Annotated in this window: 14 protein-coding genes; 4 read left to right on the top strand and 10 right to left on the bottom strand. The window is 36.9% G+C overall.

Annotation, left to right across the window (positions count from 1 at the left end; all coding sequences use genetic code 11):
* Nucleotides 1–65: 65 nt before the first annotated feature.
* The 10 genes from ACIQXF_RS12800 to ACIQXF_RS12755 all read right to left on the bottom strand — a co-directional run bounded on the left by ACIQXF_RS12800 (nt 66) and on the right by ACIQXF_RS12755 (nt 10,099).
* Entirely contained in the window at nt 66–1,049 is a 984-nt protein-coding gene (locus tag ACIQXF_RS12800) for a ring-cleaving dioxygenase (RefSeq protein WP_402783420.1), read from the bottom strand.
* Nucleotides 1,050–1,099: 50 nt separating this feature from the next.
* Nucleotides 1,100–1,528, bottom strand: coding sequence for a MarR family winged helix-turn-helix transcriptional regulator (locus ACIQXF_RS12795; RefSeq protein WP_402783418.1), 429 nt, complete (start codon nt 1,526–1,528; stop codon nt 1,100–1,102).
* A gap of 179 nt (nt 1,529–1,707) precedes the next feature.
* The gene (locus ACIQXF_RS12790; RefSeq protein ID WP_402783416.1) at nt 1,708–3,927 is read right to left on the bottom strand and encodes a YcdB/YcdC domain-containing protein; all 2,220 of its coding nucleotides are present in this window, start codon (nt 3,925–3,927) and stop codon (nt 1,708–1,710) included.
* Nucleotides 3,928–4,061: 134 nt separating this feature from the next.
* Nucleotides 4,062–5,234 (bottom strand): glycoside hydrolase family 18 protein, encoded by a 1,173-nt coding sequence (locus ACIQXF_RS12785; RefSeq protein WP_483869731.1) that lies wholly within the window; start codon nt 5,232–5,234, stop codon nt 4,062–4,064.
* A 231-nt stretch (nt 5,235–5,465) separates the two neighbouring features.
* Complete coding sequence (locus tag ACIQXF_RS12780; protein ID WP_402783414.1) at nt 5,466–6,023, bottom strand: hypothetical protein; 558 nt, start codon at nt 6,021–6,023, stop codon at nt 5,466–5,468.
* Nucleotides 6,023–6,559, bottom strand: coding sequence for a hypothetical protein (locus ACIQXF_RS12775; RefSeq protein ID WP_402783412.1), 537 nt, complete (start codon nt 6,557–6,559; stop codon nt 6,023–6,025). The genes ACIQXF_RS12780 and ACIQXF_RS12775 overlap by 1 nt, the downstream gene beginning before the upstream one ends.
* Nucleotides 6,559–7,068 (bottom strand): RNA polymerase sigma factor, encoded by a 510-nt coding sequence (locus ACIQXF_RS12770; protein ID WP_402783410.1) that lies wholly within the window; start codon nt 7,066–7,068, stop codon nt 6,559–6,561. Before ACIQXF_RS12770 ends, ACIQXF_RS12775 begins: the two co-directional genes overlap by 1 nt.
* Nucleotides 7,069–7,381: 313 nt before the next feature.
* On the bottom strand, nt 7,382–8,155 hold the full coding sequence (locus tag ACIQXF_RS12765) for a hypothetical protein (RefSeq protein WP_402783408.1): 774 nt from the start codon (nt 8,153–8,155) through the stop codon (nt 7,382–7,384).
* Entirely contained in the window at nt 8,121–9,458 is a 1,338-nt protein-coding gene (locus tag ACIQXF_RS12760; protein ID WP_402783406.1) for an AAA family ATPase, read from the bottom strand. Before ACIQXF_RS12760 ends, ACIQXF_RS12765 begins: the two co-directional genes overlap by 35 nt.
* A 221-nt stretch (nt 9,459–9,679) precedes the next feature.
* Nucleotides 9,680–10,099, bottom strand: coding sequence for a hypothetical protein (locus ACIQXF_RS12755; RefSeq protein WP_402783404.1), 420 nt, complete (start codon nt 10,097–10,099; stop codon nt 9,680–9,682).
* A gap of 558 nt (nt 10,100–10,657) precedes the next feature.
* On the opposite strand from ACIQXF_RS12755, the gene ACIQXF_RS12750 reads away from it, so the two are divergent.
* From ACIQXF_RS12750 to ACIQXF_RS12735, 4 genes are all read left to right on the top strand, one after another.
* Nucleotides 10,658–12,406 (top strand): methyl-accepting chemotaxis protein, encoded by a 1,749-nt coding sequence (locus ACIQXF_RS12750; protein ID WP_402783402.1) that lies wholly within the window; start codon nt 10,658–10,660, stop codon nt 12,404–12,406.
* Nucleotides 12,407–12,537: 131 nt separating this feature from the next.
* Nucleotides 12,538–12,687 (top strand): hypothetical protein, encoded by a 150-nt coding sequence (locus ACIQXF_RS12745; protein ID WP_402783400.1) that lies wholly within the window; start codon nt 12,538–12,540, stop codon nt 12,685–12,687.
* Between the two features lie 301 nt (nt 12,688–12,988).
* Nucleotides 12,989–16,153, top strand: a complete 3,165-nt coding sequence (locus ACIQXF_RS12740) for an amino acid adenylation domain-containing protein (RefSeq protein ID WP_402783398.1) — start codon at nt 12,989–12,991, stop codon at nt 16,151–16,153.
* The gene (locus ACIQXF_RS12735) at nt 16,153–16,836 is read left to right on the top strand and encodes a 4'-phosphopantetheinyl transferase family protein (protein ID WP_402783396.1); all 684 of its coding nucleotides are present in this window, start codon (nt 16,153–16,155) and stop codon (nt 16,834–16,836) included. Before ACIQXF_RS12740 ends, ACIQXF_RS12735 begins: the two co-directional genes overlap by 1 nt.
* Nucleotides 16,837–16,890: the final 54 nt, after the last annotated feature.

Below are 16,890 nucleotides of genomic sequence, written 5' to 3'. Positions count from 1 at the left end.
TAGATCGTATGTAACTTTCATTCAGCAGAAACTTATATATTTTCTGCTGAATGAAGAAAAAGGTATTACTTATATTCTTTATCGAACGTAATCGTGCTTCTTACAGTGTCAATAGGACGAACTAGTCCTTCAATTTGTGCACGCTTTGGCTCTAAAAATGGCGGCAATGATAATTTTTCACCTAAAGTTTCATAAGGCTCATCTCCCATAAATCCAGGGCCATCAGTAGCCAATTCAAATAAAATTTGTGGTGCTACACGTGCATAGAGTGATTCAAAGAAGTGACGATTGACATAACCAGAAGTGTGGAAGCCGAAACCTTCGAATCGTTCAATCCATTCGTTTAATACAGCTCGATCCTCTACACGGAATGCTGCATGATGTACTGTACCAAAGCCTTGGCGTGCAACAGGTAATACACTGTTAAATTCTACAACTATTTGTGCGCCATTGCCTCCTTCACCCACCTCAAATAGGTGGAAATCCCCTTCTTCTGCAACTTCTGTGAAGAGCATCACTTTTTCAAGCATTTCTTTGAAATACTTAAAATTAGCAATTCTTACAAAAACCGGACCTAGGCCTGTAATGGCATATTCAAGTGGAATCGGCCCATCCTGCCAGGGTGTGCCCGATGCTACACCTTTGTTGTTTTCATCAGAAATAAGCTGATATTGCTGATCGTCAAAATCAACGAAGGATAAAGTTTTTTTGCCAAATTGCTCTTTAATACCTGTATGTTTTACATTTAATCGATCAAAACGTTTTACCCAATAGTCTAATGCTGCATCCGTTGGCACGCGGAATGATGTTTTTGAGATCTCATTTGTTCCATGGACACCTTTTGGAATGTTTGGGAAGTCAAAGAAAGTCATATCTGTACCGGCATTCCCTTTATCATCTGCAAAGAATAAATGGTATGTTTGAATATCATCTTGATTAACTGTTTTTTTTACTAAACGCATTCCTAATACATAGGTAAAAAATTTATAATTTTCTTCCGCACTACTTGTAATAGCAGTAACGTGGTGAATTCCTTTTAAATGATTCATGTTATGTTCCTCCTATTTATCTCGAATTCGAGATATTTGTGTAAAATTTTTTACTTCGTGTTTAAGCCAACCTTTTTCAAAGACAGAATCATTGTGTCCATCTCCTGTTGATCTAATACTCCAAAAATCTCGTTAATTTTTTGTTCATGCTTTGGAAAAATTTCTTCCATCAACACTTGTCCTTCATATGTTAATAAAGCATAAGTGACACGTCGATCCTTTGGACAAGCACGTCTAGAAACAAAGCCTTTCTGTTCAAGCTTATCAATAACATAGGTAATACTGCTACTTGCAATTAATATTCTCTTACCAATCACTTGAATTGGCTGCTCCCCACGATGGTACAAAAATTCAAGTACCGAAAATTCAGTTTGATTTAAATCATATTGAAGTAAATCTCTTTTGGTTGCATCCTGAATCGTTTGATATGCTCGGAACAAGACCGTAAAAGCTTTTAAATTACGATTGATTTCCTTCATACGACTCCTACTTTCTATTTACTTCGAATTCATTTATCTTTAATTCGAGATAATAATAACACATATATTTTTAAACAGCAATCATTTTGTTTCTAAAAGAGAGAATGAAATGAACAGATGATGTATATTCGCTAAAAAAGGTACCTCCCACCATCTGGAGATACCCTTTCAATTACTGATTAATAATAATTGCGACTGCCTCTATCCTCGGAAGCAGCACGTGCTAATCGAATTGCTGATACAGCCAAATCTGCATATGTCACTTTTTCTGTGGCATTAAATTTATTGTTTTGTGTATCGAATAGTCCTAATGCGTTTGCTAAAGCAACATAACCTGCATACCCTGGATCAATAGAATTTGCATCAGCAAAGTTTAACTTGTAAATATCACCATGCTTTGCCGCTTTTTCTAAACCTAATGCACGGATATACCATTCTGCAAGCTCTTGACGAGTCAAAGTTGCATCCACGTCTAACTGAGTTGCTGGTTTTAAAATGCCCATTCTTACAGCCTGTTCAGCTACTCCATATAATGGATGCTTTTTATCGATGTTATTGAAGGATTGCTTATCCCCCTCATCTCCATAATAGCCATAATAGTACGTTAGAGATTTAACCAAAACTTTCAGTGCCTCTCCTTTAGTCACAGCAGTATCTGCATTAAAGTTTGCCGGATCTTTTACATCTAAGACATTTTGGTTCAATAAATAATTTAACTCATTAGCTGCTGTCGGATGTGAAATTAATGGTTTGTTCGTTGATTCTTCTTTGTTAAATAGCCATTTACCAGTAGTCGCGTCAATTTGATTGTATAAGTTACCACCATAAATTGGTGAGTAAACTAAATTATAATGTTGTTTATCATCAGTATCTTGTTTAGCATATTGAAGCTGTAATTCAAGTGCCTGACTATAGGATTCCTTTGCTTTATCAATAGCAATTGCATTACTTACAGATGGCCAGTTGTCTATTTTTTGCTTATTAGTATACAGTGAACCTAGAGAACCATCTGAAGTAATATTGACAGATATTTCATCTCCAACAACCGCAATACCATTGACAATGCGTGGGAATGAGAAGTAATATTCATTACTATATTTGTTGAATGCTGGCTCATCTATTGGCATCGAATATTCGTGTAAATAAGAAGGTACCAATTGCTTTAAGTATTCAATAGCCTTCGTAAATGCAGCGTCTTTAGAAATTGGTGTCTTATTAGTATTTGTAAAATCTCTACGTATATCACTGTAATAAATAATTTCACCTGTTGCCTTATTAATTTCAACTGAAGAACCTGAACTACTATTACCATACACATACATATAATTTACTGAATAAATTGTTTCACCATTTTCATTTTCTCGCTCGTTAACCATATCAATTTGTAGCTTTTCTTTATCCGAGTCAACTTTTAAGAGGGATTTTGCTAATTCTTCCGCTTCAGCTATTGTCATATCACTCTTTCTTGGTGCTAATGGCTGTGATGAAAGTTTTTCAACACTTTTTGTTTTTGGAACTTGTGAAGAAAAACCATTTGCCGTTTGCCATTGACCTGTTAAGGCATGTACCCCATTAAAGCCTGTCACTGGCGCATAGACTAGCTTAGCTCTACGATCACTTGTTTGATAATCATAGTCAATAGCATAACGTAATTCTATAGCTAAGTTATCACGAACTTGTGCAAGAATATCTGCTGCATCCTTTTTCTGTTCTAAACCATCAAACGTTGCCTTACTAGAAATTGATTCTCCATTGCGATACATACTTGTAATTTCTCCATTTGCAAGGACATTAATAGAGATATACTCATCACTAATGACCACACCATTATGCATTGGTGAATAGACAAAAGAATAAGTTATCGGCTCAGATATCGGTCTATTTGTATTAACGTAATACTCAAGCCCCAAGCCATCCTCTCGAAGTTTATAATTTTCAGTATTCTCTAATCTTTTCAGGAAATTCTGTGCGAACTTTTGTGCTTCTGCCTCAGAATACTTAGCAGGATACACAGCCTCTGCAATATTAGCAGGTTGATAATAGAAACTTTCTAATTCTAGACCGTCTCCCTTAAATGTAAAGCTGCCATTCACATCTTTACCATTGACTGTTTTATAGAAGCTTAAATCGTAACGGATTGTCTTATCATCTCTAAAGTAATGTCCGCTCCCTGTATAGAACTCATTGTCTGATACAAAATTGAACTTGTCTGGGAAAAGTGTATGCAATTGCTTGATTAACATGCTTTTCGAGACTTTTGTATCCGTCGATGCTACTTGAATTTCAATTTTCTCTGGAGATTCCTTTACATTCGCAGAAGCTTGTGTAATAGGGGAAAGTACACCAACAGAAAATGCTGTAGAGGTTAGTATAATACCTAACTTTTTAAATTTACCCAAAATATCCCTCCTAGAATACTATTTACCATAATTATAATATAAATCCCTAAGACAAGGAATACTATTAACAGTTTATTTCCACTTTAAAGAAAATAGATTTGGCATTGAAGGATTTCTATATCTCCTAATGCTTGTCATTTCTTCACCACATCAAAATTCGATCCTATTAATAACCAATTTTGCGGGAATGGTAGACCCAACTTCCAATAACCGATTCCTCGAAGTTTGTATTGCTTGATTAAATTAAACTTCGCTTGTATGGACCTTGCATCTTCAAACCACACGATATGCGCTCTACCTTGTTCATCGTAGTATTCGAAGAAAGGTGCTTGTGATCTCCTATCAAACTGAATAGCTGCATTATATTTTTTAGCTATCTCAATTGCTCTTTGTGGACTAACTGCTTCAGCAATGGGGCCGCCCTGTACAAATGGCAGTGTCCAATCATAACCATATAAATTCTGTCCAAGAATAATTTTATTCCGAGGTATTTCACTAACCGCATATTTAACTACTGCCTCTACCTCTGGAAGTGGCGACACAGCCATAGGAGGTCCTGCAGAATATCCCCATTCATAAGTCATTAACATGACAAAATCCACTATTTCTCCATGGGCTTTATAGTCATGTCCCTCAGTCCATGGACCTTTCTCACTAGCACTTGTTTTTGGAGCTAACGCTGTCGATACTGTATATCCCTGTGGATGGAATTTACTCACAGCTCTCCTTAGAAAGTTGTTATATGCTTGGCGTTGATCGCCCGGCAAATTTTCAAAATCGAAGTGGATATCTCTAACTGTTCCTAAACGCTTTGCCTCTGCAAGAATATTATCAAAGAGCAAGTCTTGTACTGCTGTACTTTGAAAAATATCTCGCGCTAAGTCCCCGCTAAAACTAAAATTCTCCAAATTTGAGACAACCATTGCAAGAGATGCCCCTGTATCATTAGTAATTTGCGTCACACCTTGACTTGGTGGAATCTTAAGCGTCCCATCTCGCCTTGCCTCATAGCTAAATAAAGCAAGATAAGTTAAAAAAGGACCTGCTTCTCTTGCTTGACTTAACAATGCTTCACTAACCGATGTCCCCCTCGGCTCTAAATAGGCTAATGTTTCAGCTTTTGTTTTTGGTGGGGGCGGAATATAGAGTCGCATTCCAACTGATAAAGGTTGATTTGCATTAATACCATTTACTTGTGCAAGCGTTTCATAATTGATGCCAAATCGTCGACCGATAGTCCAAAGACTATCCCCTGGCTGTACATAATAGAAGCTCCCGACAATTGGTATCACAAGAGCTTGCCCTATGACTAATCGATTAGGCTCAGGAATTTGATTGGCGTCTACAATACTTTGAACTGTTGTTCCATAGGCCTGTGCAATTCCCCATAACGACTCCCCTGCCCGTACAACATGTATTTGAATGTCAGTACCTCCTTCTACCGTCTTGATATCATACCTATAAAGCTTATGAAACTAAGAAGTAAAAGATGCCATTGCACATAAGAACAGATTCCTAAAACGAGAAAAATCCATTGCTTATTGTAGCGAATGGATTTTACTTTCATTTTTTTTATAAATTTTTTCACACGTTCGACAATAATTTATAAATAATATAAAGGAAATCAACTGTAATAAAGAACCTATAAAATGAACATTTTCTTGTAGGTTTGCTCCAACATTTATCGAAAATGCCTGTATCACGAAGCCACTAAGCATGCATGCCATAAATACCTGATATGTTTTGAAAGTTTTAGTTTCTAATGGTTGATTATTATAAATGTGCATTAATAATTGGAAGACCAAAAGCATAAAGACCATGAAAAGGAATTGCATAAATTGCTCTCCCACTTGCCCCAGTATTATTAAACCTAGCCATTGATCTAGCTCCACAAAAAGCGACATTATCATTAAAATAATAGCGAAATTTTTCGACCAACGCTTTAAGTTATGAAACGTCGGAAGTAAGTGGATGCCATATATAAAAAGTGCAAATCCGATGAAGTCTGGTAAGATATCTGGCATTACTCCATATAGTCTCAAATCAATAAAGATAAAACTTACTCCACTAGATAAATAACTATATGGGTTTTTCATTATTCTGTACCTCCCTCAATTTTTTTCATCAAATAGTCCCGTTGAATCTCATCTATACTTTCTCGCTTATTCGTAAAATCGTAGGATTCGCTATAGCTTGGTTGCACAATAGGTTTATCAATGTTTTGATGTTCTGCATATACTAGATTTCCTACCCATGCTAAGAAGGACAGTGAGAACGTCATATAGACAAGTCTTCCTTTTGTAAGTCCCTTATAATAAACGAACATAATGAACAACGAGAGCGCAAGCATTAGAAGAACACACAATATATTAGTAAGATTTTTCTCCTGATTGATGGTTAACTGTGCTGCATTTTTCAGTTGGAACGATTGTCCTGTACCAATTATGAAAACAAATAGAAGAACAGCCAGGGTCACTGGAACGGTTAGTATTGTTGCGATAGAAAATCGTTTTGTCTTCTTTTGATAACCCTTTTGGAGTCCTCTACGCAATTGATTGGAGAAATCTATATCTGGGTCTTTATCAGGGCGTTTTTTTAGTGCCTCAAATATCTCGTAATCACGCTCTTCCATCACTCATCCCTCCCTACTTTTTTCCGAAGTCTTGCCATTGCTCGGTGAAAATCAACACGTACTTTGACTTCCGAGATATCCAAAATCGTAGCGGTTTCTTGAATCGTGTAATCTTTTAACATCCGACAAATAATGATTGTTCGATCATGCGATTTTAAAGTCATTAATGCCTCCTGCACTGTTAGCCATTGTTCATTTTTTTCTACAATTTCCAAAGGTTTTGGAACCTCCCTCAGTGCAGGTTGCCGTCCAAGCTTTTCTGTTAATAGGCGTTTAATTTTCTGTTTTCTATGTATATCTACTGCTGTATTTCGCGCAATCGACATAATCCACGTTTTTACTTTATCCTTATCCTTTAAATTACCCAATTGCTTCATCAACTTGTAAAACGTTTCTTGCGTAATGTCTTCAGCCTCTTGCTTGCTGTTTGTATAATAAAGCGCAAAGTGATACACATCACGATGATAATAATCGTACAAACGTTCTATTTCCGCTATACTTTTTTGCAAAACTTCACCCCACTTTCTACACTCGCGAATAAGTCGTTACAACAGATTTTTTGTTACACTTTTCCCAATTTTTTTATACAACTAACATAAATACTTCATTCTTTTCGTTGTTACCCCTCTTGTTTATTAGAAGTTCATGACAAACGCAATATAAGCTTCGTGTGCTTGTACTAATTCCTTTGAAAAAATCAGATATTAAGGATCCAGCTATTTTAAGACATATCTGTGCTATGAACAAATGCGCTAGGAAATTTGTCCGCACAAAAACAGGTGACGACTACTATTCATCACCTGTTTCATGAAAACTATTATACTAACTCTGACTTTTCGTTCCGACATCGGATTTAATCATTTCAAATAATAAAGGTACATTCGTGCCGCGCCGTAACGAATTACAGCCAGCCATTAAAAATGACCAGCTCTCTTTCATTTTTTCTTTATACATCAGGTCTGGAGAAACAGGTAGAAATTCTTTTAAATACTCCTCAATGGAGCCTGATAAGTTTTCCATAAATTCATCAGCTTTTTGCACCTTTTCTGTCGCTACTTCATTTCGTTCATTCCATAATACATGCTCCAAATTTGTAGAGAAGTAAAATAGCTGATACGGTATTTTTAATCGTTGAATGTTAAAATGGTCATTCGCCACGAGGATTTTCGCATTATTCGCCTTCATTTCATTGCGTTGCTCGATTTGCTTTTTGCGTTTCTCTGACTTCACAAATATGGCGTCCTCTGTGTAATACAAATTTTGCTCAATATCCTCTTTCACCTTTACAAAATCAGGTGCAATAAAGCAACCATCCGCATCCGTAATGTGTACAACAGCTGTTAAATCCTTTGCTAAAAACTTATATTTGTCTAGATAGCTCTGGATTACTCGTACAACACTATTTTTAATATTCGGTATCCGCTTATTTGCATCCCATTTTGTCAAAATATCCTCATGTTGTACATCAAATCGTATCGTCGAGTTCGCAAAATATTCATCTAGATAATCCTCTAATATAATTTGTTCTGTCTGTCCCTCAACAATGATTAAAAGAACCTTTTTAGTCAGGTTGGACACCCGCTTTTCTAAAGGCACGCTTGATTTTAAACGTTTTTGTTTCCTTATAAACCTCTTCATCCTGTCCGCCCAATTGAATTGCGCGTAAATATACATCTCGAGCGTTATTAACCTCTTTAATGCCTTTTAGCTGTATATAACGATGATCTTCATTCGTTGACGTGAACCATAAGTTTTTAATAGCAAGCACCTCTAACACACGTAAATTATGAGACGTAAAAATAAGCTGTCCTTTTCCATCCTCATCAATCACTGTTAACAACTCGCCTAACAAATATTCAAAAACACCAGAATCTAATTCATCAATTACTACACAAGCATTTGGATTATTATAAACAGCAATGAGCACACTGAGCACAGAAATAATTTTCAAAATGCCCTCTGACTCTGTCCGAAGCGGTAATTCACGCTCCCCTCGCTGCGATAAAAATTCAAATCGAATTCCTTTTTCCCCGTTATCCATCGTTTGTTTTGAAATCACGTTAATCCTTATCGTTAGACCTGGAATAATCGCTGATAATACACGATTGCTTTGCTCAATCACTTCACATAATACATAAAATGCATCCTCAGGTAATAACGCTGGACCTTTCAAATCATAGGAAATGGAACCTCGAGTTTTTTCTAGGTGAATACTAAAGGGCATAATGCGTTCTTCAAATAATGGAGCGATATTTTGATTATTCACGACATGCAAATCATGATTGAAATCTATTGCTATATTATGGAACAATTGCATTTCTAGCTCTGACAACCCGTCCTGTAATAATGGTTTTAAATCTTTGTGAAAGACAAAGGATGTATATTGCCTTTTTGCTAGTTGATGAATCACTAATAATTGAATACGCGTATTTTCATTCATATCAGAAAGATTAACTTTACGTATCTGTATATCTTCTTCTGTCACATAAACTAAAACCTTTGAGCGCTTCCCTTTCTCATTTTCTCTGTAAGTTATACGCTCAACCGTTGTGTATAGTCGTTTATCATCCTCTTGTAACTCTACATAATAATTGATGAAAAACGTGCCAAATGGATTTTCTACTAGAAACTCAAACTCAATACTGGCCGTATCCGCCCCTGCCATAATTAACCGCTTTTCTTGAGAGGGTAATTTTACTTCAGTAACCCAACCAGAAATAAGTACCTTCAATAAGCCAAATGCATCAACAATCGTTGTTTTCCCTGAACCATTCTGTCCGTATAAACCAATAACATTTGCCTTTAAAAATGTATTAAAGTTCACCGATAATACGATTTCACCTTGTCGTACATTGCGTAAATTCTGCACCTTTATTTTCTTGATTTTTATAATTGTCATTTAACTAAACATCCCTTTTGTATCATTTTCTTCTATTATAATTAAAATTGCTATATTTTATAACAATTCACATTTTATCAAATCCCAATATTACTTTATTCATTCATAGTCTAAAGCCTATGACAATCATAATAGACGGCATATGTTAGAAGAGAAAAATAAAGAAAGGTGTGTTCCATTGGTATATCCTAGATTAACTCCCGATGATTTTAACCGTCCGTTTAGTCCTGGCATGCCTCCTGGCTCTCGTCCACCTTCATATCCGCCGCAGCCATATCCACCACAACCATATCCACCACGTCCGCCGCATCCGTATCCGCCACAACCATATCCACCGCGTCCTCCGCATCCGCATCCGCCACAACCATACCCACCGCGCCCTCCACAGCCATATCCGCCGCAGCCATACCCACCGCGTCCTCCACAGCCATATCCGCCGCAGCCATACCCACCGCGTCCTCCACAGCCATATCCGCCGCAGCCATATCCACCGCGTCCTCCACAGCCATATCCGCCGCAGCCATATCCACCACAACCATACCCGCCGCGTCCTCAACCATATCCAGGTGGGCAATATCCTGGTTTCCCAGGTATGAATCTACCAGGAATGTGATATGTTGCTTCAAAGATAAAAGTAACAAAAAAGCCTTCCAAAAGTTCTTATTACGAACTACTGGAAAGCTTTTTTGTATATTAAATTACTGTCAAACTACCTCTTTTGTGTTTACGCCATTTTTAAAAATCAATAAAAAAATTGTTGTCTTGGCATAATAATATATGTAATTTACATGAACAAATAATAAAAAGAACCTATTTCTAACTCATTTGAAATCAATCTGAATAACTTCTTCTTTTTATTAATAAAAGCTAGCATTTTTGTATAAATATCAACACAACACAGAATTTTATAGACTAAAAAAACTATTTTTTTATTTTATGTCCGAAAAGCAAAAGTTGAAATAGTAAGTTTTCTGGGTTGTTAATCATTTTTTTTGGCAGTATAGTTTTTAATGTTAGGGATGAATGGATTACTTTACATTCATAAATATTTTAATAAAAAGGTACAGAGTCTTCCATGATTCGTTACAAACGGACTACCAATTGTAACATTTGCTTCTCATTACTATTGACTATCTCAGCTACGATTGTCCCTTTTTTTACTTAAAATATGTCTTGTATATAATTTTAGGAGGAAGAGCATGAAGAAAAGCAAGAAACAGTATATGTCCATCAGTATGAAATTAACAGCTATAATGCTAAGTATTTTATTATTATTCGGATTAGTTACTCTAGGTCTTTCCTATTATATAGTAAAGACTAGTAATTTAAAAGATATGGATCAATCTCTTTTTGATAAAGGGATGATACTATCAAAGACTATCGATCAAAAGACATTGTACTCTGTATTGAAGGAGCCAAACGCTAAAAACCCAGATGTCCTTCGTCTAACAAAAGAAATGGATGATATAAACGATCATTCAGATATTATCACTAACCTCTTTATCATTACTGTAGATGGAGAGAAAATAAATGCACCAGTTCTTTCATCTAGTGTACTGGATACAGGCGCCGAATATAATCAGGATATGATAGCAATGGGGCTATCTGAAGATTTCCTTGCACGGATTAAAGAGGTTTTTGATACGCAGAAAGCTACTGCTACTGAAATATATAGTGATGAGTTTGGTAGCTATAAAACAGGACTTACACCTATTTTGGATGAAAACGGGACTATTTTAGCAGCTTACGCAATCGACTATGATGTATCGATGGTAAACGCTAAGGCAATGTCCGAAGTATTATGGACTCTTTTAGTTACAGTAATTTTCTTAGTTGGTGCTTCTATTGCGGTTTACTCGCTTTTAAGAAGGAAATTGACACCAATCCAACAACTTTCTCAACAATCTAAAAAAGTAGCAGAAGGTAATTTAGAGCTTGAGCCTTTACCTGTAAAATCAACAGATGAAGTGGGCCTACTTACGCAAAACTTTAATTCCATGATTGAGAATTTGAAAACAGTTATTAAAAGTGCAACAAACGTTTCTGCTCAAGTTTCAAACACTGCAAATGTTTTATCCACAAACATGCAGGAAGCAACAGATTCATACAATGGTGTAGCCTCATCCATGCAAGAGATTGCTAGTGGCGCTGATTTACAAGTTCAAAAAGCAAAAGAAAGTGCCATTACTATTGAAGAAATGAGCATTGGTATTCAACGCATTGCCATGACATCAAATCAAATCTCTGAATCTTCTATTCTTGCTTCAGAGGAAGCTGAAAAAGGAAACGACTCTACAAATAAATCTGTCGCTCAAATGAATGCAATTAGTAAAGCGGTGAATCAATCAGCCGCTTCCGTAAAAATGCTTGGTGAGCATTCAAGTAAAATTGAAGAAATCGTTGGTATTATTACAGGCATTGCTTCTCAAACAAATTTATTAGCATTGAATGCAGCAATAGAAGCTGCTCGTGCTGGAGAAGCTGGAAGTGGCTTTGCTGTTGTAGCAGATGAAGTTCGTAAGCTTGCTGAGCAATCAGAAGCATCAGCTCGAGAAATTTCTACCCTTATCTCACATATCCAACATGATACGAACGAATCAGTAAATGTAATGGTACGAGCTGTGGAAGAGGTTGATAATGGTTTGGTGATGATTAATGATTCTGAGAAATCATTTAGTAAAATTTTAACTTCGATACATCATGTTACTGGACAGTTTCAAGAACTATCCGCCACGATTGAAGAAATGGCAGCCGGTATGGAAGAAGTAACTTCTGCGGTTAAAGATATGGAGGGCTTCTCGGTCCTTTCGAGAGATAATACGAGAGCAGTAGCTGAAGCCTCTGCATCCCAACTTAATACTGTACAAAGAGTTTCTGAAGAAGCCCAAGTGCTGACTGATTTGTCAGATGAATTGTTTAATGTTGTCAATACATTTGAAGTGAAATAATGAAGTGAACCTTCATTCAGAGGATTCACACAGGATAGAACTAATCGGACATTCATTGGCAGTTGAGCCCCCTTTATCTTTATTCAGTAGGTGTTTGGACACCCACTGAATGAAGATAAAGCCTCCGGCGGATGTCACGGATTTTCAAAGGAGGCCTGCACGAGGGCCAACACGATGTCGGTCATTTCGGTAAAGCCACAGGACGTGGCGTTTTTACCGATGTAGGTCAGTTAACCGTTGTCACAGGAAGTGACGGTTTTAGGTTAACTTCCTACAAATAGCACAATTCAAAATCCGGACGCAATTACGCCAAGGCGAAATTGATTTGCTTTAGTTTACCCTCATCAACTTAAAGTGGGGTTTTACTGCCAGCTAAAAGAAGGAAAAAATGATAGGGGCCATCGAATAAGCAGAAATAAAGTCATAATACCATTTGTTCGAAATAAGGTATCTCGCAGATTGTATTATACAACTGCGGGATCTAACCGCTTTGCAGAACGTGAGCTGTTTTTTGATTGACTATATAATTCTGCTTATTGATAGGCTTATTAGACGGTCCCCTTTAAATAGGAGTTGTAATGATTGAATATAAAACGAGACCTTGATTTAATAACACGACGTCAAACAAAACAACCTGAACAACAAAATCCTTTATCCAATCGCACACAACTGTTAAACGAGAAGGATTTGCTTTTATATCAGGCTTTAAATCAAACAAAGACCTATTATGATAAGAATAAATCAATACCAGAAGTGTTTTATCAAGCTGCCAAACAATTTGCTGACAAGATAGCGCTGTCTTTTGAAGGAGGCATGATGACTTATCATCAGCTAAATGAAGAGTCAAATCAGATTGCCCATATGTTAGTAGCTAAAGGTCTTCAAAAGGGTGATTTTGTAGCAATTGTCATGGAACGAAGTAAAGAGACAGTAATTAGTTTGCTAGGCGTATTAAAAGCAGGAGGTATTTATGTTCCTATCGATCCAAGCTATCCAAAAGAGCGTTGTCATTACCTTTTGAACGACACAGGTGCCTCATTTATATTAACAAAAGATGAACATACTCAATTGATTGATGAATGTATACATAATGATTCCCTACCTCGTACCGTCTTTACCCTGAGTCGGATGGAGCTATCCTATTCGAAAGAAAATATCCACTGTGATCTCAGCCCATCAGACTTAGCCTATATTATTTATACATCGGGGTCGACAGGCAAACCAAAGGGAGTAATGCTCAAGCATGAAGCCGTTATTAACCTGATTACAGATAATCAAAAAATCTATCAAGCCACAAAAGATGACGTCTTTTCTCAGTTTATCTCCTACAGCTTTGATCCATCTGTGACGGAAACATTTACAGCTTTCTTTTCAGGTGCAAGATTACATATGTTAACTAGTATCGAACGAATATCGGTTGAAGCATTCGCCGATATGATTGAACGAGAACAAGTAACGACAGCTACTGTTCCAAATGCATTTTTTACACAACTTGCTACATTCCTTTCCGAAGACTATCGAGTAAAACTATCCTCACTTAACTATTTGTCAGTAGGTGGAGAAGCTCTTATGCCCGCTGTCGTACAAAGATGGCAAGAAAAGTTTGGCACAACTACAGAGATTATTAATGTTTATGGGCCAACAGAATGTACAGTGTTATCTTCTTATTACAGGGTGAAAGATGAGATAAAAGACATTCAGGCAAGTATTCCTATCGGTAAGCCAATTGCCAATTATGAGATGTATATTGTTAATCAGGAAGGCCAGCTTTGTCCTATTCACGAAGCTGGAGAATTATGTATCGCGGGTGCAGGTCTAGCGGCAGGCTATTTAAATCAACCTGAAAAAACGGCTGAAGCATTTGTTCCCCATTTATTTAAATCCAATGAATTGATGTATCGAACAGGTGATTTAGTGCGTTTATTGCCAAGCGGTGTTATTGAATTTGTCGGGCGCAAAGACTCACAAATCAAAGTAAGAGGTTTTCGTATAGAGCTTGGGGAGATCGAAACGGTATTAAGTAATCATCCTCATATTCAAGAAGCTGTTATTGTGGCGAAGAAAATTTCAGATGGCAATAATACTTTATCCGCATACTACACTACGTCAGTTGATATGCAAGTAGAGCAAATCTCGATTAGAGATTATTTGACAAGTAATCTACCAGATTATATGGTTCCTGATCACTTCTTTGAATTACAACAAATGCCGCTGTCGCCAACAGGCAAAATTGATCGTAAACAATTAGCCGCAATGGAAGTATCTACATCTCTCAACAGTCCATATGATGCACCAGAAAATGACCTACAACAGCTGTTAGCAAATGCTTGGGAGTACGTGCTTGGTATTGAGCGTGTCGGAATTCATGATAACTTCTTCCACATTGGTGGACATTCTTTGAAAGTACTTGAGATACTAGTACAAGTTAAAAAGCATATTCCATTTTTAAAAATTCAAGATTTCTTCCAGCATCAAACGATTGCTGAGCTTGATCATTATATTAGTAACTATCAGCCTGAGGATAATGAAAATCAGGAGCAATCCGCTAACCTAATCGTGAAGGAATTAATGGAGCCAAGTGCCCACTCAGTTTTTCAAACGGTGAAACCATTACCTATGAATACAGTTTTGTTGACCGGAGCGACTGGCTACCTAGGCAGTCATGTTTTATACGAGCTGTTGACGAAAACAACCGCACATATCTACTGTCTGATTCGACCAAATGCTCATACTTCACTCGAAGAAAAACTAAAGGATAGTATGCTATTTTATTTCGGCAATGACATAGATCTCCTGATGAAAAATCGAATAACCGTTATACAAGGTGATTTAGGTAAACATGCACTTGATTTATCAAAAGAAGATGAACAGACAATGACGGAAGAAATTGACGCCATTATACATTGTGGAGCTGATGTAAGACATTTCGGTGCGGCAGATCATTTTAATGATGTAAATGTCGAAGGGACTAAATATTTACTTGAACTCGCAAAGCGTAAAAAAGGAGTCCATTTCCACTATGTTTCAACAATGGGGATTCCGGAGGAGCTTGCCGCACATCAATGGGGCCTTAACGAGGAGCAAGGCAACTTTAATTATGATATAAAGCTCGACAATGTTTATACGCAAAGTAAGCTAGTGGCTGAGAACCTTGTTCGAAATGCAATACACGATGATATTCTCGTTTCAATATATCGTGTAGGAAATTTAACATGCCATTCTGAGACAGGAAAATTCCAACGAAATATAGACGATAATGCTTTTTACCGAATGATAAAATCTATGCTTTATTTAGGTAAAACGCCAACTGCTAATTGGCATGTCGATTTTACTCCGATTAATTACGCAAGCCAAGCACTAGTAGCTCTAGCTAGTCAGCCAGCGGCAAATGGACATATATTCCATTTGTGTAATCCTGCTCCCCTAACTTATCTTGCGTTTATCAACATGATTAAGGAACTTGGGTATGAGTTAGAGATTGTGACGGCACAGGCATATACGAACTGGCTTTTAAATGGGAATCATTCTGAGGAAGCGCAGGACTATTTATCATTAGCCATTGCACAGCTTGAAGGCGATGGAGCAAGTGATTCTCCGTTTGTATTTGATTGTCGCCAAACACAGAAATTCTTAGAGAATACCGATATCACATGCGCGGTACCGAATGTAGCCTTTATTCGTAATATGATTAATTATGGCATTAAAATGGGTTATTTCCCTAAGCCAGAGCCTGTTGAAGTTGGATAATGCTAACATTTAATGACGGACACATATTTGCGCTTCCTATTGGTCCACAATTAAAAAAATCGGAACGGGATATGTTTCTCTCTTCCCTTTCCAATGATGAACAGCTAAGGATAGTAAAATACAAGCATTGGAAAGACCAACAAAGAGCATTACTAGGAAGTATCCTTGTCAGATGGTCCATCCAACATTTAACCGATGTGCAACATATCCAAATTGCTCGAGATAAACAAGGTCGTCCATATATGATAGGAAACGATAGTTGGAAAGGCGATTTTAATCTGTCTCATTCTGGAGAATGGATTGTTGTTGCACTGACGCATGAAGGTAGTGTTGGGATTGATGTTGAAAAAATAAAACTTGTGAGCGACGATGTCATGCGATTTGCAATGTCACAGGATGAATTGCAGATACTACAGCAACATGCAGAACTAGAACAATTAAAGTTGTTTTATGAGTTCTGGACAATGAAGGAAGCTCTTTTTAAAACGGGTTTATTGCCGATTACAGCACCGCATTTGTTGAATACAATTGCTATACGCGATACGTATAAAGATTTTCAGACACAATTGATCTATCTCGATAAGTTGCATCCTGTATCTATTTGCTGGTCTCAGAAGCAATTGCAAGTAGATGTAACGATATTGAATAAACAAGAGATCAAAAGCAAACTAGGAAGTTCCTAGTTTGCTTTTTCAAATAAAAAAACGGACGTACATTACCTTGATTTTCGCTAAAAA

It is taken from the genome of Lysinibacillus sp. NPDC097231, assembly GCF_044761885.1.
Classification (GTDB): domain Bacteria; phylum Bacillota; class Bacilli; order Bacillales_A; family Planococcaceae; genus Lysinibacillus.
Note: the sequence above shows the minus strand (reverse complement) of the source record. Positions and strands in the feature narration are given on the sequence as shown.

Coding starts and splice junctions, on each gene's coding strand:
- ACIQXF_RS12775 (WP_402783412.1), bottom strand. CDS start 6,559: ATGGAAGAGCGTGATTACGAGATATTTGAGGCACTAAAAAAACGCCCT.
- ACIQXF_RS12745 (WP_402783400.1), top strand. CDS start 12,538: ATGTCACGGATTTTCAAAGGAGGCCTGCACGAGGGCCAACACGATGTC.
- ACIQXF_RS12780 (WP_402783414.1), bottom strand. CDS start 6,023: ATGAAAAACCCATATAGTTATTTATCTAGTGGAGTAAGTTTTATCTTT.
- ACIQXF_RS12735 (WP_402783396.1), top strand. CDS start 16,153: ATGCTAACATTTAATGACGGACACATATTTGCGCTTCCTATTGGTCCA.
- ACIQXF_RS12750 (WP_402783402.1), top strand. CDS start 10,658: ATGAAGAAAAGCAAGAAACAGTATATGTCCATCAGTATGAAATTAACA.
- ACIQXF_RS12760 (WP_402783406.1), bottom strand. CDS start 9,458: ATGACAATTATAAAAATCAAGAAAATAAAGGTGCAGAATTTACGCAAT.
- ACIQXF_RS12800 (WP_402783420.1), bottom strand. CDS start 1,049: ATGAATCATTTAAAAGGAATTCACCACGTTACTGCTATTACAAGTAGT.
- ACIQXF_RS12795 (WP_402783418.1), bottom strand. CDS start 1,528: ATGAAGGAAATCAATCGTAATTTAAAAGCTTTTACGGTCTTGTTCCGA.